The organism is Helicobacter pylori, assembly GCF_006439795.1.
GTDB lineage: Bacteria > Campylobacterota > Campylobacteria > Campylobacterales > Helicobacteraceae > Helicobacter > Helicobacter pylori_CR.
In genome coordinates this window covers 95,766-121,928 of record NZ_VEYL01000001.1, presented here as the reverse complement: position 1 = coordinate 121,928, position 26,163 = coordinate 95,766, and the positions used below count along the sequence as shown (strand labels likewise).

The following is a 26,163-nucleotide window of genomic DNA, read 5'->3' as shown; positions in this document are numbered from 1 at the left end:
TTATCGTTTTTTGCTAGGGCTTTCCCCCCATAATAGCTTTTCTTTAAGCACTTTAAAATAATCCCTTGAATTTTTTTGTAAGAGTTTGGTAGTCGTGGGGCTTTTTTGAATGTATAGGGGTTGGTTGGCTTTTAAATCATAGGTGGCTTGCCCGTCAATGACCACAAGAGCGTCTTCATGAGCGCAAAAATTCAAGCAAAATTCCGCTCCTAACACTAAAGGGCGTTGCGTTAAAGAAAAATCGCACAAGGGCGTTAAAATATAGCTCTGGCTTAAAGCATGCACAATCGGCCCATGAGCGCTCAAATTATAAGCGGTCGAGCCTAGGGGCGTGGCAATGATAAGCCCATCGCCTTTATAGGTGTTAAAGGGCGTATGGCCTGCATAAGCTTGGATGTCTAAAACCCCTAAAGCTTTTTTTTTAGCGATCACAATTTCATTGATCGCATAAAAAGAGGTTTTCCCAATACGGCCCTCTAAAGCCAGATGCTCTTCTAGTTTGATAGCACCTCGCTTGAGATCTTGTAAGAAATCTTTCAAACCATTCAATTCAACCGCGCTCAAAAACCCTAAATTCCCTATTCTAACCCCAAAACATGGCTTATTGTAAGAATGCGTCATTCTTAAAGCCCCTAAAATCGTGCCATCGCCCCCTAAACATAAAAACGCATAGGCTTTTTCTATCAATCGTGCATCTTTTGCCCCATCAAGGCTATCAATCATAAAGCTTCCAAACCCCTCATCTTCTAAAAGCTTTAAAACCCATTCTTTAGCTCGTTCTAGCTTTTCAAAAAGGGGGTTTTGATAATGAGTGGGCCGCACAAACACGCCGATAGTTTGAGGTGAATCTTTCATGCGTATATTGTAGCTTAAAGCTTGAAACAAAATTTTAAAAAAGGGGGTTTTAGCCGCTTTTTTATTATCTTATGTAAAATTCATGAAAAGTTTTTATTTTTATTAATGTTTCATTTTTCAAATTTTTTTAATTATTTTTTGGGTATTCTTTTTAAGAATGTAAGCATTATGTTAAGGAATCACACATGAAAAAATTTTTTTCTCAATCTTTATTAGCTTTGATTGTTTCTGTCAATGCGCTATTAGCTATGGATGGTAATGGTGTTTTTTTAGGGGCGGGTTATTTGCAAGGACAAGCGCAAATGCATGCGGATATTAATTCTCAAAAACAAGCCACTAACGCTACTATCAAGGGCTTTGATGCGCTTTTAGGGTATCAATTTTTCTTTGAAAAACACTTTGGCTTGCGCCTTTATGGGTTTTTTGACTACGCCCATGCCAATTCTATTAGGCTTAAAAACCCCAACTATAACAGCGAAGCGGTGCAATTGGCGGGTCAAATTCTTGGGAAACAAGAAATCAATCGCTTAACGAGCCTTGCCGATCCTAAAACCTTTGAACCCAACATGCTCACTTATGGGGGGGCTATGGATTTAATGGTTAATGTCATCAATAACGGCATCATGAGTTTAGGGGCTTTTGGTGGGGTGCAATTAGCTGGCAATTCATGGCTTATGGCGACACCGAGTTTTGAGGGCATTTTAGTGGAGCAAGCTCTTGTGAGCAAAAAAGCCACTTCTTTCCAATTTTTATTCAATGTGGGGGCTCGCTTGAGGATCTTAAAGCATTCTAGCATTGAAGCGGGCGTGAAATTCCCCATGCTGAAGAAAAACCCCTATATCACTGCAAAAAATTTAGATATAGGGTTTAGGCGCGTGTATTCATGGTATGTGAATTATGTGTTCACTTTCTAGGGTGTGGCCCTAGAGGGTCAGCACGCTCTCAATGATTTTAATCAGCTCTTCTTTTCTTGTTTCTAAGCTTTTGGGCGTCCATTCTGTGTAGCGGCACACATCGTTTTTAGTCATATCATAGCAAGTCATCATCTTAAAAGTTTTCTTTTTGTTTAACCTGATTTCTTCTCCCATGTAGATTTTCTTTTTATCTTTGAAATCCAAATTTGAAGCTTGTTTGTTTTTCTTGCCCCCTAAAAGCGTGAGGTTGGCTAAAGAATGCGTGTATAATTTTCTTTCCTCTTCGCTAAAGTCTTTAGCCCACTGGCTTGAGAGATTGGGTTTTTTGGGCAAGATGTGTTCAATATGCAGATTCTTATCCATCTGAATGCGCTTAGGGCAATCGTCATCACTCATGAAATATTCCACTAAAATGAGAATGGGCTTGACCCATGAATTCTTTGTGGATAGTTTTTTATCAAGGTTGCCTCTCAAGCTTTCGTTAAAGGTTTTCATTATCTTATTTTCATCTAAATATTCTTTTATAATAGAGTTAATATTCTCCTTAATGCTTTTCTTTTCCTTTAGGTCTTTAATAATGTTGTAACAAGTTTGTCCGATTTGAGATTGTGTCTTCCCTGCAACCCAATTTTGGTAATAAAACTTGACTAACAATTCCTTTAAATCCTCTATTTCTTGATTGTTATAGCCGTGCAACAAACTGGTGCACAAAATGACACGCCAAGAATCCGCAGCCACATAAGAAAGCAAATGAGCGTGCCGATCTTGCATTTCTAACACCTTACAATAAGCGTTGTAAAAATCTTCTACGATCTTAAGGTATTCTAATGGGGTTTTATCAAGCTTTTCAAACTGATCGGCAAGTCTTTCTTCCATTTTGTTCGCACTAGTTACCGGATTAAGATAGTCTAAATACCAACTGAACAATGTTTCTGCGGGGTTCTTCTCTCGCTTGTTCTCTTTTCTCTTTGGAAATTTTGACTCATTGTCTGAACATTTTTGACGCAAGGCATTCCAACGAATCACAAACTCTTCTTGATCCTTTTCTTTAGCGAGTTTTTTAACAACTCCACCTTAAAAACATCTATCGCATGCAAGGGCAAACCCCTAGCGTTTAAAACACTAAAAATCCTTAGTGCCATGCTTATATTGGGGCAAGTGGTTTTGATAAATATGACCTTATGATAAAGCCATATAATGAAAGCGTTAATGTCTTTAATCTCTTTTTTTTCAAGATAGTTTTTTAAACAAATCGCATTTTTCAAGTAGTTGTTCTTAACTTTTGTGCTGTCCTTACCATTGTTTGCATCAAGATCATCAAAAAATTTCAAGGCATCTTGAAAATCTTTTTTGGCGTTAGATCCTATTGTGTTAAAATCCAATCGCTTTCTCTTTTCTCCATCAGGATCGCACAAACTATCCTCTAAAAAGCCTCTGCTAGTTGGGGTTAAATCTTTATCATAGAGAGTAACTAAAACTTTTGCAAGCAGAATGAAAGTGCTTAAGCGTTGCTGGCCATCTACAATGTCATAAGTTTCGGCATTGGTCATACGATCTTTGTCAGTTGCGATTAAAACTAATGAGCCGCAAAATTAATCGCTTTCTGTATAACATTCATAGCTAAAAAACAAATCGTCTAAAAGCTTTTCGCAGTTTTCTTCTGTCCATTGGTAAGGGCGTTGGTAATCAGGGATTTGATAATAAGAACCAAGTTTTGTAGCTAAAACATCTTTTAATTGATAGGCTTCGCCTTTAATGCCTTCGTTTGCCATAAAAACCCCTTGTATGATTTAGGGTAGATTATAACATTAAAAAGTGTTTTTTTTTTTTTTTGAAATATTTCTACGCATTAAAACGCATGGTTTTTGTTAGAGCAGACAGAAAAGAACCCCTAATTTAGGGGTTTTTTGGGGGTTATTTCTTAAAATTTTCCATGGATTTTTTCATATCAATCACATAGCGGAAATTCCCTTGCCCGTTTAAGAGTTTGTCCCAAGTCGCATCAATTTCTTGACCGGTAACTAGCTCAATCTCAGGGTAAATGCCATGCTTGATGGAAAAATCCATCATTTCTTGGGTTTCTTTCACGCCCCCAATCCAAGAGCCATAAACCTTATGATTGCCTGAAAACAGCACCAAATCGCCAAAATCCAAATTCCTTTGCGGATCTTTTGGGGGGATACCCACAATCGCCACTTCACCGCCATATTTTAATAATTTAGTGTAAGCGAGCAAATCATATTGCGTGGGAATGCTAGAAACGATTAGATCAAATTTTTCTTTGCATTCTCCCACACTTGTATAAAAGTTAGTCGCGCCTAGTTTTTGAGCCATTTGCTTTTTCTTGTCGTTCCTTGCGAACACGCTCACTTGCGCTCCCATAACCACGGCGTATTTTAAAGCCATATGCCCCAACCCGCCAAAGCCAGCGATACCCACTTTAGAGCCTTTAGTAACTTTAGAAAATTTTAAAGGCGAATACACGGTGATGCCCGCACAAAGCAAGGGGGCTGCCTTGTCTAATGGGGCTTCTTTAGGGATAGAAATCACAAAGTTTTCGCTCACCACGATATTGTTAGAATACCCGCCATAAGTAGGCTCATTATTGTGGAAAGAATCTTCCCAGCTGTAAGTGTAAATGGTTTTGTTGTTTTCGCACCATTGTTCTTGGTGTTCGTGCTTACAGGTATGACACTCACCGCAAGAATTTACCATGCAACCCACTCCAGCGTGATCGCCTACTTTGAACTTCGTTACCTTAGAGCCAACCGCGCTCACTACCCCAGCAATCTCATGCCCAGGCACCATAGGATAAATTCCAGGCAACCAATCGCTATGAGCGAAGTGAATATCCGTATGACAAATTCCTGAAAAATGGGTGTCAATGACAACATCGTATTCGCCCATGGCATGGCGACTATGCTCCCATTCGTGGAACTTCCCGTCTTTGCTGTCTATCGCAAAACCTTTAAAAGGCACTCGTTGGCTGTTACAATTGCAAGCGTTATGCATAAAAACTCCTTAAAACATCAAAGTATCATTCAGTCTTATTTGTAGTTTTAACAACAAGGAAAAAAGGGATTTTTGTGTGTTTCTGTAACCGTCAAACAGGTTCAAAAGAAGAGTGTTTGTGTGTTTCTGTAACCGTCAAAAATTTAACAAAAACTATTAAAGGCTAAATGTGAAAGGATTTTAAGGGATTTATGCTTAAAGCTTTCTTAAGCTAAAGAAAAACCCTTACCCTAAAGCGGCCTTAAAAACCCTTGCTAAAGCTTATTTTTTTAAAGCTCCTTTAAAATTTCTAGAGGCGATTTGAACGCTAGATTGAACGCTTTAGCGATGCCTTCTTGGGTGATGTAGCCGTTATAAGCGCTCAAGCCTCCAAGCGTGTTCGCCACGATTTTAGTGTTGGCTGTTAAAAAACCCTTCAAGCCATGCTCTAAATAATACAACAAATACGGCACGCTCGCATGGCTATAAGCCGTAGAGCTCGTTTTAGCGACAATCCCTGGCATGTTCGGCACGCCATAATGCAACAAATCCTCTTCCACATACACCGGGTTAGAATGGCTTGTCTGGTGTATGGTCTCTATGCACCCCCCTAAATCGCAAGCCACATCAATGACTACCCCTTGTTTTTGCATGTGTTTTAAATGCCTTCTTAAGATCACTTTAGGGGTTTGGCTCGCTGTAACCAGCACCGCTCCCACTAGCCCCACCGCCCCGTTTAAAGCTTGAATGATATTGGCTTCATTCACGCTTAAAACTTCTAAATCATACAGATGGTAATAGGGGTGGTTTTGTAATTTAGCGTAGTCTAATTCTAAAATCGTTACTTTAGCCCCCATTTGGCTTAAGACTTTCGCGCTCTCCATGCCAACCACACCGCCCCCAACTACGACAATTTTAGCCCTTTGCGCTCCCGATAAACCCCCTAGCATGACCCCCTTGCCCATAAACCCCTTAACATGCTCTAAAGCCAGTAAATAATGCTGGATTAAATGCGCGGCCAACCTCCCAGCCACCACGCTCATAGGCGCTAAAATGGGGTAGTCGTTTTTAGGCCCGGCAATGGTTTCAGTGCAAATGGAAGTGATTTTTTTATCAATGAACATTTCGCACAAGCTTTTTTGATACGCTAGATCCAAATAACTAAACAGAGCCGCTTTTTCTTTTAGTAAAGGGTATTCATGCTCTAAAGGCTCTTTGCATTTGACCACCAAATCCTGCCCCCACGCCGTTTTAGAATCCACGATTTTAGCCCCCACGCTCTCATACACTTCGTTACCATAACCGCTATTAGCGCCGGCTTTATTTTCCACTAAAACCCCCACGCCCTTTTGAGTGATTAGCGCCACATCATCAGGCACCAAAGCCACTCGTGACTCTAAATCCATGCTTTCTTTGACTAGCCCAATAGTCATATTAATCCTTTAAATAGTAATGTCAGTTATGATTATATTCGCTCAATGAGACTATTTGAGCGTTTTTCTGTCAAAAACTTGAATAGTTTTACTCTTTTACACAATGAAATTGTTCTATTTATTATCCATTTGCTTATTAATAATTGGTTGTTAATTTTGGTTTAGAATAGAAACCATTAGAGGGGATTTAAAGGAGTTATACAATGATTTTAGTAGGATTGGAAGCGGAATTAGGAGCGTCAAAAAGAGGCACCGATAAAGGGGTTAGGCGTTTGAGAGAAGCCTTAAGCGCAACGCATGGCGATGTGATTAAAGGCATGCAAACGATCATTCAAGAGCGGTGCGTGCTTTATAAAGAGTTTAGATACGCTAAGAATTTTGAAGATTACTACCTTTTTTGTAAAGAAAGTTTGATCCCTTGCATGCGAGAAGTGTTTGAGAAAAAAGAATTTCCTTTGATTTTAAGCTCAGAGCATGCGAACATGTTTGGGATTTTCCAAGCCTTTAGAAGCGTTCATAAGGACAAAAAAATAGGGATTTTGTATTTAGACGCGCATGCGGATATTCATACGGCTTACGACAGCGATTCAAAGCATATCCACGGCATGCCTTTGGGCATGGTTTTAAATCGTGTCCGTAGCGGGTTTAATCGCATGAGTGAGAGCGAAGAAAAGGCATGGCAAAAGCTTTGCTCTTTGGGGTTGGAAAAGGGAGGGTTAGAAATTGATCCTAAATGTTTGGTGTATTTTGGGGTAAGAAGCACCGAACAGAGCGAAAGAGATGTGATTAAGGAATTACAAATCCCTTTATTTAGCGTGGGCGCGATAAGAGAAAACATGCAAGGAGTGGTTCAAAAAACCAAAGAATTATTAAAAGCGGTGGATATTATTTACCTTAGTTTGGATTTAGACATTATGGATGGCAAGCTTTTCACTTCTACCGGCGTGCGTGAAAATAACGGGCTGAGTTTTGATGAATTAAAGCAATTACTGGGCTTGCTTTTAGGAAGTTTTAAAGACCGATTAGGAGCGCTTGAGGTAACCGAATACAACCCCACGGTGAGCGTAAAACACACCAACGAAGAAGAAAAGCAGGTTTTAGAGATCTTAGATCTCATCATCAATAGCTGTAAAATTAAAGATAAGAAGCCATCTTTTGCAATGAGTTACTGATCGCTTTTCAAACAAAACGATAAAAAGTTAAAAAAGAGGCAGTGTTTAGATGAAAAATTAAACCGCTTTTAGCGTCAAAGAATGTCTTGTGTGTTTGAAAACGCATGCAAGTTTTTTGTGTGTCAAAAATGGGGATTTTTACTAGGGATTGAGCAAAATCAGCAAAATCAAAAAAAAAAAGATTTTCATGGGATTAATAAAATTTTAAGAATTTTATGATAAAATTCCGCACATTATTAAGTTTTTTTTGTTTTTATTACTTAATAATATGCGTTTGTTGTTGGCGTGATTTTACTTGAAAAATTTAAACCATTTTTTAATCTCTCAAAACATAAGGAGTTTGTGTTGCATAAAAAAGTTCTGTTGGCTTTAACTGCTAGTTTGATTTGCCAAGAGTCTTTGTTCGCTAAGGAAAAAGACTACACTTTGGGCAAGGTTTCTACTGCCGGGAAAAAGGATAAATCTGATTATTCTGGGCAGGTCAATTTGGGTTATAGCGGGATTACCGCGCCTAAGAGTTGGCAAGATGAAGAAGTGAAAAAATACACAGGAAGCCGCACGGTGATCTCTAATAAAGCGCTCACCCAACAAGCTAACCAAAGCATTGAAGAAGCTTTACAGAATGTCCCAGGTCTGCAAATTAGGAATGCGACGGGCGTAGGGGCTATGCCTACTATCCAAATCCGTGGCTTTGGAGCTGGAGGTTCAGGGCATAGCGATGCGACGCTTATGTTGGTTAATGGTATTCCTGTTTATATGGCCCCTTACGCTCACATTGAGCTAGACATTTTCCCCGTTACCTTTCAAGCCATTGATCGCATTGATGTGATTAAGGGTGGAGGCAGCGTGCAATATGGGCCTAACACTTATGGGGGTATTGTCAATATCATCACTAAGCCTATCCCTACTCAATGGGAAAACCAAGCGGCTGAAAGGATCACTTATTGGGCTAAGGCTAGAAACGCCGGGTTTGCCGCTCCCCCTGATAAAACCGGCGATCCTTCTTTTATCAAGTCTTTAGGCAACAACCTCCTCTATAACACTTATGTGAGGAGTGGGGGGATGATCAATAAGCATGTGGGTATCCAAGCGCAAGCTAACTGGGTTAGAGGACAAGGCTTTAGGGACAATAGCCCCTCTAATATTTCAAACTATTGGCTAGATGGGGTCTATGACATCAATGAAAGCAATGGGATTAAAGCCTATTACCAATACTACGATTTTGCTATCGCTCAACCGGGATCACTCAGCGAGCAAGATTACAAAATAAACCGCTTCGCTAATTTACGCCCCTTAAACCAAAAAGGCGGGCGCTCACAACGCTTTGGGGCTGTGTATGAAAACCGCTTTGGGGATTTAGACAGAGTGGGCGGGACTTTTAGCTTCACTTACTATGGGCAGTTGATGACTAGGGACTTTCAAGTGAGTTCTAGCTACAATAGCGCTAACATGGTTACTTGTTTTAGCGAAGCGGCATGCAGGGCGGCAGGACTTCCGGCAGGGTATAACTTGGCTGTGCCTTATTATGCCACTAACTACAATGGTTGGGCAGAGGTAGAAAACCCTGTGCGTTCCATTAACAACGCTTTTGAGCCTAAAGTGAATTTGATCGTCAATACCGGGAAAGTCAAGCAAACCTTTATCATGGGCTTGCGTTTCATGACCACCACTTTTTTACAGCGCCAATACTTAAACACCAATGAATGCGCCACCAAAACGAGCGGTGAGGGGGCAGGATTCTTGTGTGAGGGTGCTAATGTGATGAGCGGTTGGAAACCTCACATCAAGCATGGCGTTTATAGAAACTGGAATAACTGGCGTAACAATTACACAGCGGTTTATTTGAGTGATCGCATTGAAGCTTGGGACGGGCGCTTTTTTATTGTGCCTGGTTTGCGCTACGCTTTTGTGCAGTACAACAACGAAAATGCGGCTAACTAGATGCAAATCCCTGAGAAGGATTTAAGAAAAATCAAGCACATGAACAATTGGATGCCCTCAACCAATATTGGCTTTATCCCCGTGCAAGGCGATCACAACGTGCTTACCTACTTCAACTACCAACGCTCTTTTGTCCCGCCTCAATTAGATGTTTTGAGCTATGGAGGAGCGGAGTATTTCACCCAACACTTTGACACGGTGGAAGCAGGAGCGCGCTACACCTATAAAGATAAGTTTAGCTTTAATGCGGATTACTTTAGGATTTGGGCGCGCGATTTTGCCACCGGGCAGTATTCAGTCTATACAAGCGGTCCCATGAAAGGTAATGTGCGCCCCATTAATGGCTATTCTCAAGGCGTGGAGCTGGAATTGTATTACAGGCCTATTAGAGGGTTGCAATTCCATGCCGCTTTCAACTACATTGACACTCGTGTAACCAGCCATGGCCCTTTAACAGACTTGAACGGGGATGTATTAAAAGGGACTAGCTATAACAAGCATTTCCCTTTTGTAAGCCCTTTCCAGTTCATTTTTGACGCTCGTTACAATTGGCGTAAAACCACCATTGGTATTTCTAGCTATTTTTATAGCCGCGCTTATAGCGGGATCAGCAACAGCGCAGCAGGAGGCTATTATGGGATGCAATATTATAGTGGGGGGAACAACTATGAAAGCGTTCTTAACAGCGGTTATCAATGCGAAGCTTGGTGCATGACCCAACATGAAGGGCTATTGCCTTGGTATTGGGTGTGGAATATCCAAGTGAGCCAAATTTTCTGGGAAAACGGAAGACACAGAGTTACAGGAAGCTTGCAAATCAATAACATCTTCAACATGAAGTATTATTTTACCGGGATTGGCTCTAGCCCTGCAGGCTTGCAACCCGCACCTGGAAGATCGGTTACAGCGTATTTGAACTACACTTTCTAAAGGCTTTAAAAAGGAGGGGGTTATTGCACTATGATGAGCCGCTCAAATTAGCCGCTTAGCGATTTTATTGAGATGATGAAATCTTCATTTAAGAACGCTCCAAATAAGTTTCTTTGAGGCTGGCCTTAGCCCTTTGCCAATCAGGCAAATACAAACTCATCAAATCCCTAAAATATTCGTTATGGTGGTGCGTTTTTAAATGCAATAATTCATGCACAACCACATATTCAATGCCCTCGCTAGGCGCTTTAGCCAATTCCAAATTAAAAAGCAGGGCGCGTTTAGCAATGTTGCAACTCCCCCATATCCGTTTCATTTTTTGGATTTTAAAGCTTTGTATGCTTTCGTTTAAAATCTTTTCATACTGGTTGATGGAAACGGGATTTTTTAAAGGCCGCTAGCGTTTCACATGGAACATTTGAAAATTGAAAATTAAGGTGGAATTGGGTAATTTAAATCATTTAAAATAAAGGATAGCAATGCAAAATAAAGAAGTTTGTGAAGAAAAAAGCGTTAATGAAAAAAATTTAGAAATTTTTAATCGTTATTTTCCCAGTTGTTTGAGTGTGGAAAATGATGATAAACTCACGCTGGATGTGGGAAGATTAAAAGCGTTACTTGGGGATTTTAGCGAAATGAAAGAAGAGGGCTATGGGTTGGATTTTGTGGGTAAGAAAATCGCCTTAAATCAAGCTTTTAAGAAAAACAATAAGATTTTAAAGCCCTTAAACGAATCCACTAGCAAGCACATTCTCATCAAGGGCGATAATTTAGACGCTCTCAAAATCTTAAAACAAAGCTATAGTGAAAAAATCAAAATGATTTACATTGATCCGCCTTACAACACGAAAAACGAGAATTTTATCTATGGCGATGATTTCTCGCAATCCAATGAAGAGATTTTAAAAACATTGGATTATTCTAAAGAAAAGCTGGATTATATCAAGAATCTTTTTGGGTTAAAAAGCCATAGCGGGTGGCTTAGCTTCATGTATCCCAGATTGCTGCTCGCTAGAGATTTGCTCAAACAAGACGGCGTGATTTTCATTTCTATTGACGATAACGAAGCCGCCCAACTCAAACTTTTATGCGATGAGATTTTTGGGGAGGGGAATTTTTTATCATCTTTGACTTGGCTTAAAGGTAACGCTCAAAATGATGCGCAATATTTTCAAAACAATTATGAAAATATTCTTGTTTATGCAAAGCATGTTGAAGCGCTCAGTCTTAATCGCATGGCTTTAAAAAAAGAAGTCAAAGTATTTTGTGAAAATGATAAATATTATTATGAAGGAGCTGGGCTTACAACAGGCGGAGCTGGAGGGACTTTAAACGCACGAGCAAATTTAGGTTATAGTATTTACTATAATCCTAAAACGCTAGATTTTTTAGGTGTAGATGATTATGATAAAAAATTAGCAAAAAGTAGTAATGATGAAAACCTAGTTTATAACGATAGACAAGACTTATTAAAACAAGGCTATAAAATCATAAGACCACCAAAAAAGGGTGTTGGACTTGGGCGTTGGACTTGGGCGTTGGATACTTTTAATAGTAATAAAAATATTATTTCTATTAAAAAAAATAGTAGAAATGAATATGTAATTTGTAAAAAAGAATTTTTAGATAAAAAGCAAGTCAAACAAAATGAAAACGGCGAATTTTACGCTATTTTAGACAAGTCATCACCCACAAGAAATGTGATAGAAAATATCGGCGGTGGTAATGGGACAAAAGAAGTTAATGCCCTTTTTAATCAAAAGATTTTCAATAACCCAAAACCTACAAAACTCATCAGCCGACTGATTGAATTATCCACTAACGAGGGCGACATCATCTTAGATTTTTTCGCCGGGAGCGGGACAACCGCGCATGCCGTGTTAGAGAGTAATAAGAGCGATTATCAAAAATTAAGTGAGGGGGGGGGTTATTTAATGGCTTGAGCGCCGCATTTAAAGAAAGGCGCTTCATTCTCGTCCAATTAGATGAAAAAATTGACCCCAAGAAAGACAAAAGCGCGCATGATTTTTGTTTAAACACCCTAAAATCCACCTCCCCAAGCATTTTTGACATCACCGAAGAAAGGATTAAAAGAGCGGGGGCTAAAATCAAAGAAGCTTGCCCTCATTTAGATGTGGGGTTTAGAGCGTTTGAAATCATTGATGATGAAAAATTAGGCGATAAAAATCTGGGCGAAGCCACTCAAAAGGATTTATTCGCTTATTCCAACCCTGAAAAAAAAGAAACTCAAATAATTTTAATCAAGCTTTTATGCTTAGAGGGTTTGGAGCTAACCACCCCTATAACTTGCTTGATTGAAAACGCCTTGTATCTGGCTAAAAATACGGCTTTCATTGTGGGGGATGTGGAAATGAGCGGAATTTTAGAAAACTTGAAAGATAAAGGGGTGGAAAAAATCAGCATGTATATGCCCGCTATCAGTAACGATAGGCTGTGTTTGGAATTGGGCAGTAATTTGCTTGATTTGAATTTAGAGAGCGGCGATTTAAAGATTAGGGGGTAGAGGTGAAAATCAAATTCAAACGATTGGATTATCAAGAAAAATGCTTGAATCAGATTTTAGGGGTGTTTAAGGGGATCTATTTTGAAGAGCCAGAAAATGACGCTCAAAGGATTGCTAACCCTGTTTTTGAAATAGAGGCGCTCAAAGATGTTTTATTAGAAAATATTGAGAATTTGCGATCGAAACAAAAAATAACCCAGGGGAGCGTGGGGATTGAGAAGTCGTTAAACTGCGACATTTTAATGGAAACAGGCACCGGGAAGACCTTTTGCTTTTTAGAGTGCGTTTATGCCTTGCACAAAAACTACCATTTGTCAAAATTCATCGTTTTAGTGCCAAGCAACGCCATTAAATTAGGGGTTTTAAAGAGTATTGAAATCACCAGAGAATTTTTTAAAAGCGAATATTCTAACACGCATTTAGAGAGCTATGAAGATGTAGAAAGATTTATTTTAGCGAGCAACCACAAATGCTGCGTGTTGGTGATGACTTTTTCTGCCTTTAATAAAGAGAAAAACACTCCAAAATCCTTATCTTCGCTATCTAGTCTATTCACCCTGCACACCGCTTGAAAAAGCCCATGATCTTGCATTTTCTTATCCATGTATAAATAAGTGAGGCTTGGCGCATCAAAACCGGTCAATAGCTTATCCACCACGATCAATAGCTTCATTCTATTAGGCTCATTAATAAAACGCTCTTTAACTTTTTCTTCAAACTCTTTAATTTTATTAAGGGCTTTTTTCTCATCTTTTTCATCAAAAAAGTTTTGCAGCATTTTACAATAAGCGCGGTATTTGTAACTCTCTTCGCTCTCATCGCTCCCGCAATCTTTCAGATCAGCGATATTGGGTTCATAGCTTGTGATCACAACCACCTTATCCTTTAATTCTGTTTCTAAAAAGAGTTCAAAATACCGGCATGCGTTATGCACGCTTTCAGCCACCAGCATGGCATTCCCTTTTTCACTCCTTAATCGTGGGAGTTTTGCCATATCCAATACAATATCTTGCACAATGCGAGCTAATCTGTCTTTAGTGGAAAAAACTTTTTGCAAATTAACCCATTTCTTTTTAAGCTCTGTTTTAGCCGCCTCATTCAAGCCTTGGGTTTTTAATTCAAAATATTCGTCTAGCTTTTCAGGGTTACTGACATATTGATCCACGCTTCTGGCTTCATAGTTTAAATCTAGCACCACTTTATCGCTAACGGCTTCATTAAATTTATAGCAATGGATATAATTCCCAAACACTTCCTGGCTTGTCTTTTTATCTTGCTTCAATAAAGGCGTGCCGCTAAAGGCGATAAAAATCGCATTAGGGAGCAGGCTTTTCATGGCGTTGTGCAATTTACCGCCGTGGGTTCTGTGGCATTCATCCACTAAAACAATCCATTCTTTTAAAACAGGTTGCTTTTTTAAGTCTTCTAAGTCATTGTCATCAAATTTATGGACAAGCGAGCCAACCAAAAATTCCTTATTTTCAAACAGCGCACCCAACAAATCCTTCTTGCTGTCTGCGCGATAAATAGGATCGCCTATTCCCAGAAACACGCCTTGAATTTGAGCGTCTAATTCCCTCCGGTCTGTAACGATTAAAATCCTCGCTTGTGTGGTATTTCCTCTTAGCCATTTAGTGAGCCACACCATAGTAAGGCTCTTACCGCTGCCTTGCGTGTGCCAAATAATCCCCCCTTCTTTTCTTTTGATAAATTCTTGCGTTTTTTTTAATTGCAAAATACTGATGGAACCTGGCGCATTTCTTTTGCCCCTTATCAAAAATCAAAAAATCATGGATAAATTCTAAAAACCTTTCTTTTTTTAAAAAGCATTCAATCGTCTCAAACAAATTTTTTTGAACGCCCTCTTCTTTCCAAGAAAGGTAGTGTTTTTCTTTAGTTTCTATGACGCCATATCTTAGCCCTTGACTTTCATTGCCCGCCATAACCAATTGGATCGTTTTAAAAAAATCTCTAATAAATTCTTTCTTTTGGTTGTCTAAATTTTGCCTGATACCGCTTTCTACGCTCACGCTGGATTTTTTTAATTCCAACACCCCTAAAGCGATCCCATTAATATAAAGCACTATGTCCGGCCGCTTCATATTTGGTCCTTTAACGCTCACTTCTTCAGCCACGCTAAATTCATTCTTAGAAACATCTTTCCAATCAATGAGCCAAGTCGTTTGGAAGTTTTCATTCTGGCTTATTTTAGTTCCCACGCCATAAATCAAAAGCTCGTAAAATTCTTGATTCGCTTCGTATAAGTCGTTTTTTAAAGCGTTATGGATTTTCTGCTCAATTTTAGGCCACCTTTCATCACTGATTTTTTGATTTTTAACTAGCCATGCCTTCAAGCTTTCTTTATTAATGTTTTCGTTATCGCTCTTTGTTAAATCCCCTAAATACGCATAGCCCATGCTTTTAAAAGTTTCTATGACTTGTTTTTGAACTTCTTTTTCTGTTTTCATCATAAACCCCTTAAGAACGCTTTTTACCGCTTTATATTATAATCCTAAAAACAAAATAGGGCGGTTAAAATGGCGATCAAAAAAAGCGAATTGTATAGCTCTTTATGGGCTGGAGCGGATAGCTTAAGGGGCGGAATGGATGCGAGCGAGTATAAAAACTATGTTTTGAACCTGCTTTTTTTAAAATACATCAGCGATAAAGCCAGAAATGACGCTAAAAACAATACTGATAGTGCCATAGAAGTGCCAGAAGGGTGTTTTTATGAAGACATTCTCGCTTTAGAGGGCGATAAGGAAATAGGCGACAAACTCAATAAAATCATCGCCAAGATCGCAGAGCGAAACGGCTTAGAAGGCGCGATTGACAGCGTGGATTTTAACGATAACACCAAGCTTGGAGAGGGTAAAGCGATGATAGACACCCTTTCTAATCTGGTTAAAATCTTTGCTGATTTGAGTTTGGGCGCGCATGGGGCTTTAGACGATGATTTATTGGGCGACGCTTACGAATATTTAATGCGCCACTTTGCCAGCGAATCCGGTAAATCCAAAGGGCAGTTTTACACCCCTAGCGAAGTTTCGCTTTTATTGTCCCTTTTGCTTGGCATTGATGAAAACACCAAATAGGATAAAAGCATCTATGACCCCACTTGCGGGAGCGGTTCGTTACTATTAAAAGCTTCTAGCTTGGCCGGCGAAAAAGGCTTAACTATCTATGGGCAAGAAAAAGACATTTCCACAACAGCCCTTTGTAAAATGAATATGATTTTACACAATAGCACTGATGCTGATATTGCTAAGGGGGGGTTTAGCACCCTTTCTAACCCCCTTTTTACTACTGAAAATGGCATGCTAAAAACCTTTGACTATGTCGTGGCTAACCCTCCCTTTAGCTTGAAAAACTGGACTGATGGGCTAAGCATAGACCCTAAAAGCAAGCAAGTCATTAATGATTAATGATAGTTTCAATCGTTTTGAAGACGGCACGCCCCCTGAAAAAAATGGCGATTTTGCTTTTTTGCTCCACATCATCAAATCCCTAAAAGACACAGGCAAAGGGGCAGTGATTTTACCCCATGGGGTGCTATTTAGAGGGAATGCTGAGGGTGTAATCAGAAAAAATCTTTTAACAAAAGGCTATATTAAAGGCGTGATAGGCCTAGCCCCTAATCTTTTTTATGGCACTTCCATTCCTGCATGCGTGATTGTTTTAGACAAAGAAAACGCGCGTGCCAGAAAGGGCGTTTTTTTGATAGATACGAGCAAGGATTTTAAAAAAGACGGCAATAAAAACCGCTTAAGAGATCAAGATGTCCAAAAAATGATAGACACTTTTAACGCTTTAAAAGAAATCCCTTATTATTCCAAAATGGTAAGCTTAGAAGAAATTAGCGCTAACGACTATAACTTGAATATCCCGCGCTACATTGCCGCCAAACCAGAATCAGAAAAAGACTTGTTCGCTTTAATCAACAGCCACAAGGCCAGTTATTTGCCCAAAAACGAAATAAAAGCCTACGCCCCTTATTTTAGAGTGTTTAAAGAGCTTAAAAACACGCTTTTTAAAAAAAGCGATAAAGAGGGTTATTACGCTTTAAAAACAGAATGCGAAAACATTAAAGAATCAATCATTCAAAGCTCAGAATTCCAAACCTTCCACGCTTCTGTTTTAAGCGCTTTTGACCGATTGGAACTATTGACAACTTTTAATGATTTAGAGCCAGGTTTTAACCCAAAAACCCTCATAGAGAGCGTTTGTTCAAAAGTTTTAAAAGAATTTGAAAAAGTGGAAATTTTAGACAAATACGGCGTGTATCAGCTCTTCAAAGATTACTACAACGAAGTCTTGCAAGACGATTGGTTCCTTCTTTCATTCAATGGCTTTATAAGCGCTAAAGAATTAAGGAAATTAACCCCCCTAAAAGACAAAAACAAAAAAGCCAATTATTTGGAGGAGCCGGATTTTATCATTCAAAAAACCTACTATAAAAGCGATCTGATCCCTAAAAACCTGATCAAACAACGCTTTTTTGAAAAAGAAGCGAAAGAATTAGAAGAATTAGAAAACGCCCTCAATGAAAAAGAGGCCCTTTTAGATGAATTTATAGAAGAGCATTCCAACGAAAAAGGGCTTTTTTATGAATCAAAAATCAATGAAAGCGTTTTGAAAAAAGAGCTAAAAAACGCCACCGATTCAGAAGATAAGAAAATCCTAAAAACCGCTTTAGAATTGCTAGAAGCTAAAAACAAGGCGCTAAAAATGAAAAATAAAGCCCACGAGGAGTTGGAATTGAAAGCGTTCCACCAATATAAAAACTTAGAACTAGGCGAAATTAAGGATCTCATCATCCAAGACAAATGGCTTAAGAGCTTGAAAAACGCCCTAGAAAACAAAATTTTTAAACGCATCAACGCTTTTAGCAGCGCCCTTAATGAAATCGTTTCAAACTACTCTAACAGCCTGTTGGAATTGGACAAAGAAGTCAAAGAGAGCGAATTAAAAGTTTTAGAGCATTTGAAAGATTTGGGGCTAATGGGGTGATAGAACGCATGGACGCATTAATGCTGCCCTTAAATTGGCAACGAGTAAGGCTTGGGGATATTGCCGAGATTATTGGCGGAGGCACACCTAGCACTCAAGTAGCATCATTTTGGAATGGCAGTATTAATTGGTTCACGCCTACAGAAATAGGCATAACAAAATATGTTCATAAAAGTCAGCGAACAATCACGCTATTAGGGTTAAAAAAGTCAAGCGCCAAACTTTTGCCTATAGGAACAATCTTATTGACAAGTCGCGCCAACATTGGAGATTGTGCCATTCTTAAAGTGGTAGCTACAACAAATCAAGGTTTTCAATCGCTGATACCATTAGAAAAAATCAATAATGAATTTTTATACTATTTAATTTTAACACTAAAAAATAAATTATTAAAGTTGGCAAGTGGTAGCACTTTTTTAGAAGTTAGCCCAAACAAAATTAAAAATTTACTAATCCCCCTACCCCCTCTAAACGAACAAATCGCTATCGCTAACATTTTAAGCGATGTGGATAATTATCTTCATGCTTTGAGAGCTCTCATTCTTAAAAAAGAAAGCGTTAAAAAGCTTTAAGCTTTGAACTATTGAGCCAAAGAAAACGCTTGAAAGACTTCAATCAAAATTGGCAAAGAGTGAGGCTTGGGGATATATGCAACTATTTAACATCAAATTTAAGTACAGAACAAATCACGCAACAAGGAAAAATTAAAGTCTATGATGTGAATAATTTCATAGGCTATACAGATACAACTTTCATTAGCGATAAGCCTTATATTTCTATTGTTAAAGATGGAAGTGTAGGCAGAGTGAGGATTTTACCACCTAAAACAAATATTTTATCTACTATGGGAGCGTTAATTGCTAATCATAAGACAACAACAGAGTTTTTATTTTATTTATTATCTAATTTTGATTTTAAAAATTTCACAAGCGGTAGCATAATACCGCATATTTATTTCAAAGATTATAAAGAAAAGACTATTTTTTTACCCCCTCTAAACGAACAGAGCGCTATCGCTGACATTTTAAGCGCTTTGGATCATGAAATCATTAGCCTTAAAAACAAAAAACGCCAATTTGAAAACATCAAAAAAGCTTTAAACCACGATTTAATGAGTGCTAAAATCAGGGTTTTAAACAAATGAAACGCCCCAAAAGTCAAGGACAAACCCGCTTTTTAAAGGAAACCCCTAAGCTTTTCAACTCAGGGGAACTCTGGCTAATACATTACTTTTCTATAGAAAAGACCACTTTAAACCCCTTAAAAGAGATTTTAATGTATAATACTAACCAAGAGTTTTTATCATGTCTTCTCCACATGATAAACCCTTCTTAAGTTGGAATTTGCCCCATATCGCAACTATGGGGCGTGATGAGATTCTACAACAAACCCCCTTAAAACTTTTAATTTTACAAACGCTAAAATAAGATTAAAAAATTGAATGAAAAGATAAAGAGATAATAAACGCCCCAAAAGTCAAGGACAAACCCACTTTTTAAAGGAAACCCCTAAGCTTTTAAACTCAGGGGAACGCTCTTAGAAAATCAGCGTTTCACAGAAACGATCACTTTAAGCCCCAAAAAAGCAAACTCAAAGTATAATGTTTTCCAAGAGCGTTTGCCATTTTTGTGTTTCATGGCATGCTCCTTTTGACATAGGATTTGCCCCATATCGCAACTATGGGGCGTGATGAAATCCTACAACAAACCCCCTTAAAACTCCACCTCATCAAACGCAAAAATAAGGCGTTTTTAGAACATCAAAGAATGAGCGTTATTAAGCGGTATTGTTTAAAACTAATGCTTCAAACAATCTTCAAACAAATATTGATGCTCGCCAGGTAAAGCGTCAAATAAAGCTTTGGCTAAATCTTGCATTTCTTTTAAGGCTTTATTACTGCTTCTTAAAGTCAATAAATTTTGCAAGCTCCTAGCGTTAATGCTATAAGCTAAATGCGTTTTATAGCTTTCAGGCATGGCGTATTTGGCTAAATCGTTTTTAATGTTATATTCGCTCAACAAAACCCTGAGATTTTCCAAAGCCAAAACGCTCATTGCATTCACTTTTTCATCATCCACAAAAACTAAAAACTCTTTGGCTCTTTCTAAATTCGTTTCATTAAGGGGCAAAAAGCTCTCCACTTCTTTCAATTCCCTTAAAGTGTAACGGCTTGATTTCACGCTCAAGCTCGCTATTCGATGCCGGCTCAATTCTTGCAACGCCCCCCTACTCAAGCCCTTGATTTCAAAATTGTAATAAAGATGCTCTAAAGTGGAAGAATGCCTGAAAATATTCCCCACCCTGTGGATCAAATCCTTATCCTTACAGCCTCCATCATCGCTGTATTCAAAACTCTGCCAGCAAGTGCGGATCGCTTGGCTTGCAATGTCTAAAGGGGTGTAATGCTTACAAATCACTTCCATTGTCTTACTCCTAATCGCTTTTTATTCCACGGTAACGCTTTTAGCCAAGTTTCTTGGGTGATCCACATCGTGATTCAAACGCATAGCGATTTCTAAGGCTAAAAGCTGCATCGCTAAATTCATGCGGAAAAATTCTTCCATGTAGCTTTCGCTCTCTTCTAATTGGATAAAATCATCAGCGATCTCTAAAATTTCAGAACTTAACACGCAAATCGTAGAATCCCTAGCGCTCAATTCTTCAATATTGCTTTTGGTTTTATCAAATAACAGATGCTTAGACAATAAAGCAATGGTAAAAAGATTAGAATCCACCAACGCAATAGGCCCATGCTTCATTTCCGCGCTCGCATACCCCTCAGCGTGCAAGTAGCTGATTTCTTTAAGTTTCAACGCCCCCTCTAAAGCGAGCGGGTAAAACACATCGCGCCCGATATAAAAAAAGCCATGCCCATGCAAGTAGCGTTTGGATAGGCGCTTGATTTTTTCATGCAATTTAGGCTCTATTTTCATCGCATTCACGCTATTGAGCATGTTTTTGGCTTGGATTCTTTCTTCTTCTTTAGAGATGGTCCCTAGTTGTTTGCCTAGATACACGCTCAAAAGCCATAAAAGCATCACTTGCGAAGAAAACGCCTTAGTGGATGCCACGCTCCGCTCCACCCCCGCTCTAATCAAAAGCGTGTGATCACTAATGCGGCTCATCATGCTAAAAGGAGCGTTACACAAACTAATGGTTTTAAGCCCTTGGGCTTTGGCTAATTTTAAGGCTTCCAAAGTATCAGCGGTTTCACCGCTTTGAGAAATCGCTATAAAAAGCTCGTTAGGGTTGCTTTTAAAATGGGCGTAGCGGTATTCGCTCGCTAAAATGGCCCTCGCTCTTATTTTGGCTAATCTTTCAAACAAATACACGCTCGCCAAACTCGCATGGTAACTGCTCCCGCAAGAACACAGCGTGATCTCGCTCACATTTTCTAAAAATTCAGGATCGATCTCGCAATACACACTCAAGGCTTCCAAGCGCCCCTCTAAACACTCTAACAAACTGCTGTGCTGCTCATAAATCTCTTTTTCTAAATAATTCCTAAAATTGCCTTTAGAATAATCCTTATTTTCAAAAGCGTAATCTTTCATGTTTTCAATATTGTTTAAATCTTTAAAATTTTCTAAAGAAATCTGCCCCACGCTGTTTTCTTCTAAAATGACAAATTGATCCACTTTAGGGGCTAACACGCTCAAACTGGACGCAAAAAATACCCCCTCTTTGCCCTTGCCCACGATTAAGGGCGAAGAAGATTTAGCGTAAAACAAGCTTTCTTTAGCCCTTTTATGGAGCATTAAAATCGCATAACTCCCTTTCAAAAGGCTGATGCTTTTTTCAAAGGCTTTCAATAAATCGCTCTCGCTTTTAAGCGTTTCTTCTAACAAATGCGCAATGACTTCCGTGTCCGTTTGGCTTAAAAACGCATGCCCTTTATTTTCCAATTCCTTTTTCAAACTCGCGTAATTTTCAATGATGCCGTTATGCACTAAGGCTAAATTTTCTGTAAAATGCGGGTGGGCGTTCGCACTGCTTGGCTTCCCATGCGTCGCCCATCTCGTATGAGCGATACTCACGCCAAAATTTAAAAACTCTTTATTTTTAAGCTCTGTTCTAAGGTTTTCTAATTTCCCTTGAGTTTTAAACACTTCCAAACGATTAGCGCTCAATACGGCTAAGCCAGCACTGTCATAACCTCTGTATTCCAATTCCTTTAATCCCTCTAAGAGAATGGATTTTTTCTCGCTATCCCCTATATAACCTACAATCCCGCACATTTAAAACACCAATAACCCTTTTTTGATTTTATTTAAAGCGTTGATAAGCTCCTTTAGGCGCTCCACTTCTTCGCTTAATTGCGTAAAAAACGCTTCATTCACGCCCTTTGGCATGTCCATGCTCCCTCTTTTAATCTCAATAAAATCCCCCAAACTCAAATTCGCTAATTTTAAAAGCATTTCAATTTCATTTTGCGAATCTTCAATATCCGCTAAAATCTTGCGTATTTTTTCAAACATGTGATCGCCTTTAATTTAGAATGCTCCATGATAGCTAAACTATTAAATTATCAAACTATCAATGATGTTTTCTAAGATCTGTTTGACTTTGGCATGGTTTTCTTTAAATTCCTGATGCGCGTTAAGTCCTATATAGTTACTCACGCAAAAAATCCCTTTAGCTTTTAAAGAAAACGCTTTAGCCACGCTTAGCACACTAAAAAACTCCATGTTTTCTAATAAAACGCCCTTTTGAACCATTTTTTTAGCAAACATTTCACTCGTGTGGATGTAGTTACTGCTATTGACACACACCCTTTCAAAAAGAGCTTCCTCTTCAGTTTCTATTTGAATAAAATTATCCAAAGGCGTGTAGCTGTTTAAATGGCTAAAACTCTCTTCAATTTGATAGCCGCAAACGCTTTCAAACACGCTTAAAAGCTCCATTTCTGAGCTATAACTCCCCGCGCTCCCTATAAAAATAAGGCTTTCTGTATCAGGGTTTTTTAGGCACATTCTCGTTAAATTGATCGCGCTTCCTATCAAACCCACACCAATAGGCGTCGCTTTTTGTAAAGTTTCATTCCTTCCCGCGCAAAGCAGCATGAAAATCCTTTTTTCGCATCCATTAGCTTATTATAAAGCAAGCATTATAGACAAACCCTTAAAAGAAACACCTTAATTTTAAGGCTTCATTCACATTTCATTCACATGTTATTCCTTTTTCATTCACAACTTATTCACGCTATAATAACGCCATGGATACCAACAACAATATTGAAAAAGAAATCTTGGCACTAGTCAAACAAAATCCTAAAGTTAGTCTCATAGAGTATGAAAATTACTTTAGCCAACTCAAATACAACCCTAACGCGAGCAAGAGCGATATTGCCTTTTTTTATGCCCCCAACAAAGTCTTATGCACCACGATTACGGCTAAATACGGCGCGTTGCTTAAAGAAATTTTAAGCCAGAATAAAGTCGGCATGCATTTAGCCCATAGCGTGGATGTGCGTATTGAAGTAGCGCCTAAAATCCAGGTTAACGCCCAATCTAATATCAATTACAAAGCGGTAAAAACGAGCGTCAAAGACTCTTACACTTTTGAAAATTTTGTCGTAGGCTCATGCAACAACACCGTTTATGAAATCGCTAAAAAAGTCGCCCAAAGCGATACGCCCCCTTATAACCCGGTGCTTTTTTATGGCGGCACAGGGTTAGGCAAAACGCACATTTTAAACGCTATCGGTAACCACGCCCTAGAAAAGCATAAAAAAGTCGTGTTAGTCACTTCAGAAGATTTTTTGACAGACTTTTTAAAGCATTTAGACAACAAAAACATGGATTCTTTTAAAAAAAAATACCGCCATTGCGACTTTTTCTTGTTAGATGACGCTCAATTTTTGCAAGGAAAACCCAAACTAGAAGAAGAATTTTTCCACACTTTCAACGAATTGCACGCCAACAGCAAACAAATCGTATTGATTTCAGACCGATCGCCTAAAAACATCGCCGGCTTAGAAGATCGCTTAAAATCGCGCTTTGAATGGGGGATAACCGCTAAAGTCATGCCTCCTGATTTAGAAACCAAACTTTCCATTGTCAAACAAAAATGCCAACTCAATCAAATCATTTTGCCTGAAGAAGTGATGGAATACATCGCCCAACACATCAGCGACAATATCCGCCAAATGGAAGGCGCGATCATTAAAATCAGCGTGAACGCAAACTTGATGAACGCTTCCATTGATTTGAACCTCGCTAAAACCGTTTTAGAAGATTTGCAAAAAGATCATGCTGAAGGCTCAAGCTTGGAAAATATCTTACTCGCTGTCGCGCAAAGCTTGAATCTCAAATCCAACGAAATCAAGGTCTCTTCGCGCCAAAAAAATGTCGCTTTGGCGAGAAAATTAGTCGTGTATTTCGCCAGGCTCTATACCCCTAACCCCACGCTCTCGCTCGCTCAATTTTTGGATTTAAAGGATCATTCAAGCATTTCTAAAATGTATTCTGGCGTTAAAAAAATGCTTGAAGAAGAAAAAAGCCCTTTTATCTCAAACCTTAGAGAAGAAATCAAAAACCGCTTGAACGAATTGAACGATAAAAAAACCGCTTTCAATTCAAGTGAATGAAAAAAGGCTTATCAAAAAGCGTTTCATTCACTCTTTTTCAAATCCCACAACCCCCCTAAAAACGCGCACCCCTAAAGCTTTTTATTGTTTCATTCCATTCATTCACGCCCCTACTACTGTTACTAATTATTATTAATTAAAGTGTTACCTATCTATAACTTATTGATGACTTTTACTAAACCTTTTTTTAAGATATAATCCAAAAATCCAAAATAAAAAGGAATCAACATGAAAAAAACCCTTTGTTTGTCTTTCTTTCTGACTTTCTCTAACCCTCTTCAAGCCCTTGTGATCAAGCTTTTAGAAGAAATCAAAACTTCGCCGCATAAAGGCACTTTTAAAGCTAAAGTCCTTGATTCTAAAGAACCCAAACAGGTTTTAGGCATTTATAATATCTCCCCACACAAAAAACTCACGCTCACTATCACCCACATATCCACTGCAATCGTCTATCAACCCCTTGATGAAAAACTTTCTTTAGAAACGACACTAAGCCCTAACCGCCCTACTATCCCTAGAAACACCCAAATCGTTTTTTCTTCAAAAGAATTGAAAGAGTCGCACTCAAACCCAATACCTTCTTTAAACGCGCCCATGCAAAAACCACAAAATAAACCTAGCTCATCGCAACAATCTCCTCAAAACTTTTCTTACCCAGAGTCCAAACTAGGCTCTAAAAACTCTAAAAACAGCCTTTTACAGCCTTTAGTAACTCCTAGCAAAGTAAGCCCCACTAACGAAACTCAAACGCCAACAAACGACACCAAACCCCCTTTAAAACATTCTTCAGAAGATCAAGAAAACAACCTTTTTGTAGCACCACCCACTGAAAAAACGCTCCCTAACAACACCCCTAACGCTGATGCGAGTGAAAACAATGAAAGCAACGAAAATAAGGACAATGTGGAAAAACAAGCGATTAGAGATCCTAATGTTAAAGAATTTGCGTGCGGGAAGTGGGTTTATGATGATGAAAATTTACAAGCCTATCGCCCAAGCATTTTAAAACGCGTTGATGAAGACAAGCAGACTGCGACAGATATTACCCCTTGCGATTACAGCACCGCTGAAAATAAAAGCGGTAAAATCATTACCCCTTATACTAAAATCTCTGTTCATAAAACAGAGCCTTTAGAAGAGCCGCAAACTTTTGAAGCTAAAAACAATTTCGCCATTCTTCAAGCTAGAAGCTCTACAGAAAAATGCAAAAGAGCCAGAGCGCGAAAAGACGGCACGATTAGGCAATGCTATCTCATAGAAGAGCCTTTAAAACAAGCATGGGAGAGTGAGTATGAAATCACCACGCAATTAGTGAAAGCTATTTATGAGCGCCCCAAACAAGACGACCAAGCAGAGCCGACTTTTTATGAAACCAGCGAATTAGCTTATTCTTCCACACGAAAAAGCGAAATAGCGCGCAATGAATTGAATTTGAATGAAAAATTCATGGAATTTGTGGAAGTGTATGAGGGGCATTATTTAAACGATATAGTCAAAGAGAGCAGTGAATATAAAGAATGGGTTAAAAACCATGTGCGCTTTAAAGAAGGGGTGTGCATGGCCTTAGAAATAGAAGAGCAACCACGAGCCAAAAGCACGCCTTTAAGTATTGAAAACTCTCGTGTTGTGTGTGTCAAAAAGGGGAATTATTTATTCAATGAAGTTTGAGATGGTGGCTTGAGGCGGAATCGAACCACCGACACGAAGATTTTCAGTCTTCTGCTCTACCGACTGAGCTATCAAGCCAAGCAAAAGACAATTATTACATAAAAAAGGTAAAATAAAGCTTAATTTTTAAAAAAAT

At 38.8% G+C, this 26,163-nt stretch carries 14 protein-coding genes, 1 tRNA gene and 7 pseudogenes; 10 read left to right on the top strand and 12 right to left on the bottom strand.

Translation table 11 applies throughout. The features are described from left to right. Positions 1–855 (bottom strand): NAD(+)/NADH kinase, encoded by an 855-nt coding sequence (locus FIM66_RS00530; protein WP_140489561.1) that lies wholly within the window; start codon positions 853–855, stop codon positions 1–3. Positions 856–1,040: 185 nt separating this feature from the next. On the opposite strand from FIM66_RS00530, the gene FIM66_RS00525 reads away from it, so the two are divergent. Beyond that, entirely contained in the window at positions 1,041–1,769 is a 729-nt protein-coding gene (locus FIM66_RS00525) for an outer membrane protein (RefSeq protein ID WP_140491094.1), read from the top strand. A gap of 9 nt (positions 1,770–1,778) precedes the next feature. Here FIM66_RS00525 and FIM66_RS00520 read toward each other — a convergent pair. The 3 genes and pseudogenes from FIM66_RS00520 to FIM66_RS00510 form a co-directional block, all read right to left on the bottom strand. Then, positions 1,779–3,541, bottom strand: a pseudogene (locus tag FIM66_RS00520) (DUF262 domain-containing protein). A gap of 142 nt (positions 3,542–3,683) precedes the next feature. Next, on the bottom strand, positions 3,684–4,781 hold the full coding sequence (locus FIM66_RS00515) for an NAD(P)-dependent alcohol dehydrogenase (RefSeq protein WP_121294157.1): 1,098 nt from the start codon (positions 4,779–4,781) through the stop codon (positions 3,684–3,686). Between the two features lie 269 nt (positions 4,782–5,050). Further along, a complete protein-coding gene (locus FIM66_RS00510; RefSeq protein WP_140489555.1) occupies positions 5,051–6,193 on the bottom strand; it encodes an alanine dehydrogenase in 1,143 nt (380 codons plus the stop codon). A 203-nt stretch (positions 6,194–6,396) separates the two neighbouring features. On the opposite strand from FIM66_RS00510, the gene rocF reads away from it, so the two are divergent. Both rocF and FIM66_RS00500 read left to right on the top strand, forming a co-directional pair. Then, positions 6,397–7,365, top strand: a complete 969-nt coding sequence (gene rocF / locus FIM66_RS00505) for an arginase (RefSeq protein WP_140491090.1) — start codon at positions 6,397–6,399, stop codon at positions 7,363–7,365. 345 nt (positions 7,366–7,710) lie between these two features. After that, positions 7,711–10,236 (top strand): annotated as a pseudogene (locus tag FIM66_RS00500) (TonB-dependent receptor family protein). Positions 10,237–10,324: 88 nt separating this feature from the next. Here the strand turns inward: FIM66_RS00500 and FIM66_RS00495 are convergent. Continuing rightward, positions 10,325–10,609, bottom strand: a pseudogene (locus tag FIM66_RS00495) (YgjP-like metallopeptidase domain-containing protein); the annotation flags it as partial. A gap of 106 nt (positions 10,610–10,715) precedes the next feature. Here FIM66_RS00495 and FIM66_RS00490 point away from each other — a divergent pair. From FIM66_RS00490 to FIM66_RS00485, 3 genes and pseudogenes are all read left to right on the top strand, one after another. Continuing rightward, a complete protein-coding gene (locus tag FIM66_RS00490; protein ID WP_341472521.1) occupies positions 10,716–12,179 on the top strand; it encodes a site-specific DNA-methyltransferase in 1,464 nt (487 codons plus the stop codon). Then, entirely contained in the window at positions 12,176–12,760 is a 585-nt protein-coding gene (locus FIM66_RS08285; protein WP_238699879.1) for a site-specific DNA-methyltransferase, read from the top strand. Before FIM66_RS00490 ends, FIM66_RS08285 begins: the two co-directional genes overlap by 4 nt. A gap of 2 nt (positions 12,761–12,762) precedes the next feature. After that, positions 12,763–13,281 (top strand): annotated as a pseudogene (locus FIM66_RS00485) (DEAD/DEAH box helicase family protein); the annotation flags it as partial. Here FIM66_RS00485 and FIM66_RS00480 read toward each other — a convergent pair. Further along, a pseudogene (locus tag FIM66_RS00480) lies at positions 13,239–15,228 on the bottom strand (type I restriction endonuclease subunit R); the annotation flags it as partial. The pseudogenes FIM66_RS00485 and FIM66_RS00480 overlap by 43 nt on opposite strands. 69 nt (positions 15,229–15,297) lie before the next feature. Between FIM66_RS00480 and FIM66_RS00475 the strand changes: the two are divergent. Then, a pseudogene (locus FIM66_RS00475) lies at positions 15,298–17,770 on the top strand (type I restriction-modification system subunit M). 8 nt (positions 17,771–17,778) lie between these two features. After that, a pseudogene (locus FIM66_RS00470) lies at positions 17,779–18,914 on the top strand (restriction endonuclease subunit S). 400 nt (positions 18,915–19,314) lie between these two features. Here the strand turns inward: FIM66_RS00470 and aapA3 are convergent. The 5 genes from aapA3 to FIM66_RS00450 form a co-directional block, all read right to left on the bottom strand. Next, positions 19,315–19,407 carry a type I toxin-antitoxin system toxin AapA3 gene (gene aapA3, locus FIM66_RS08385; protein WP_000681089.1) on the bottom strand — a complete coding sequence of 31 codons (93 nt, stop codon included), beginning with the start codon at positions 19,405–19,407 and terminating at the stop codon, positions 19,315–19,317. Positions 19,408–19,566: 159 nt separating this feature from the next. Next, positions 19,567–20,193 carry an FAD-dependent thymidylate synthase gene (gene thyX / locus FIM66_RS00465; protein WP_140489539.1) on the bottom strand — a complete coding sequence of 209 codons (627 nt, stop codon included), beginning with the start codon at positions 20,191–20,193 and terminating at the stop codon, positions 19,567–19,569. A gap of 21 nt (positions 20,194–20,214) precedes the next feature. After that, positions 20,215–22,008, bottom strand: coding sequence for a glutamine--fructose-6-phosphate transaminase (isomerizing) (gene glmS, locus FIM66_RS00460; RefSeq protein WP_140489537.1), 1,794 nt, complete (start codon positions 22,006–22,008; stop codon positions 20,215–20,217). Continuing rightward, complete coding sequence (locus FIM66_RS00455; RefSeq protein WP_000461837.1) at positions 22,009–22,248, bottom strand: DUF2443 domain-containing protein; 240 nt, start codon at positions 22,246–22,248, stop codon at positions 22,009–22,011. A gap of 42 nt (positions 22,249–22,290) precedes the next feature. Further along, entirely contained in the window at positions 22,291–22,833 is a 543-nt protein-coding gene (locus FIM66_RS00450) for a purine-nucleoside phosphorylase (RefSeq protein ID WP_140547810.1), read from the bottom strand. A gap of 152 nt (positions 22,834–22,985) precedes the next feature. Here FIM66_RS00450 and dnaA point away from each other — a divergent pair, with 152 nt between their 5' ends. Both dnaA and FIM66_RS00440 read left to right on the top strand, forming a co-directional pair. Continuing rightward, on the top strand, positions 22,986–24,359 hold the full coding sequence (gene dnaA, locus FIM66_RS00445) for a chromosomal replication initiator protein DnaA (protein WP_140599780.1): 1,374 nt from the start codon (positions 22,986–22,988) through the stop codon (positions 24,357–24,359). 228 nt (positions 24,360–24,587) lie between these two features. Beyond that, positions 24,588–26,027, top strand: coding sequence for a competence protein (locus FIM66_RS00440; RefSeq protein WP_140599779.1), 1,440 nt, complete (start codon positions 24,588–24,590; stop codon positions 26,025–26,027). A 2-nt stretch (positions 26,028–26,029) separates the two neighbouring features. Here FIM66_RS00440 and FIM66_RS00435 read toward each other — a convergent pair. Next, positions 26,030–26,105: transfer RNA gene (locus FIM66_RS00435), tRNA-Phe, on the bottom strand. Positions 26,106–26,163: the final 58 nt, after the last annotated feature.

Excerpts from the sequence above, each read along its gene's own strand:
- FIM66_RS00530 (WP_140489561.1), bottom strand. The coding sequence starts at position 855 with ATGAAAGATTCACCTCAAACTATCGGCGTGTTTGTGCGGCCCACTCAT.
- FIM66_RS00525 (WP_140491094.1), top strand. The coding sequence starts at position 1,041 with ATGAAAAAATTTTTTTCTCAATCTTTATTAGCTTTGATTGTTTCTGTC.
- FIM66_RS00515 (WP_121294157.1), bottom strand. The coding sequence starts at position 4,781 with ATGCATAACGCTTGCAATTGTAACAGCCAACGAGTGCCTTTTAAAGGT.
- FIM66_RS00510 (WP_140489555.1), bottom strand. The coding sequence starts at position 6,193 with ATGACTATTGGGCTAGTCAAAGAAAGCATGGATTTAGAGTCACGAGTG.
- rocF (WP_140491090.1), top strand. The coding sequence starts at position 6,397 with ATGATTTTAGTAGGATTGGAAGCGGAATTAGGAGCGTCAAAAAGAGGC.
- FIM66_RS00490 (WP_341472521.1), top strand. The coding sequence starts at position 10,716 with ATGCAAAATAAAGAAGTTTGTGAAGAAAAAAGCGTTAATGAAAAAAAT.
- aapA3 (WP_000681089.1), bottom strand. The coding sequence starts at position 19,407 with ATGAAACACAAAAATGGCAAACGCTCTTGGAAAACATTATACTTTGAG.
- thyX (WP_140489539.1), bottom strand. The coding sequence starts at position 20,193 with ATGGAAGTGATTTGTAAGCATTACACCCCTTTAGACATTGCAAGCCAA.
- glmS (WP_140489537.1), bottom strand. The coding sequence starts at position 22,008 with ATGTGCGGGATTGTAGGTTATATAGGGGATAGCGAGAAAAAATCCATT.
- FIM66_RS00455 (WP_000461837.1), bottom strand. The coding sequence starts at position 22,248 with ATGTTTGAAAAAATACGCAAGATTTTAGCGGATATTGAAGATTCGCAA.
- FIM66_RS00450 (WP_140547810.1), bottom strand. The coding sequence starts at position 22,833 with ATGCTGCTTTGCGCGGGAAGGAATGAAACTTTACAAAAAGCGACGCCT.
- dnaA (WP_140599780.1), top strand. The coding sequence starts at position 22,986 with ATGGATACCAACAACAATATTGAAAAAGAAATCTTGGCACTAGTCAAA.
- FIM66_RS00440 (WP_140599779.1), top strand. The coding sequence starts at position 24,588 with ATGAAAAAAACCCTTTGTTTGTCTTTCTTTCTGACTTTCTCTAACCCT.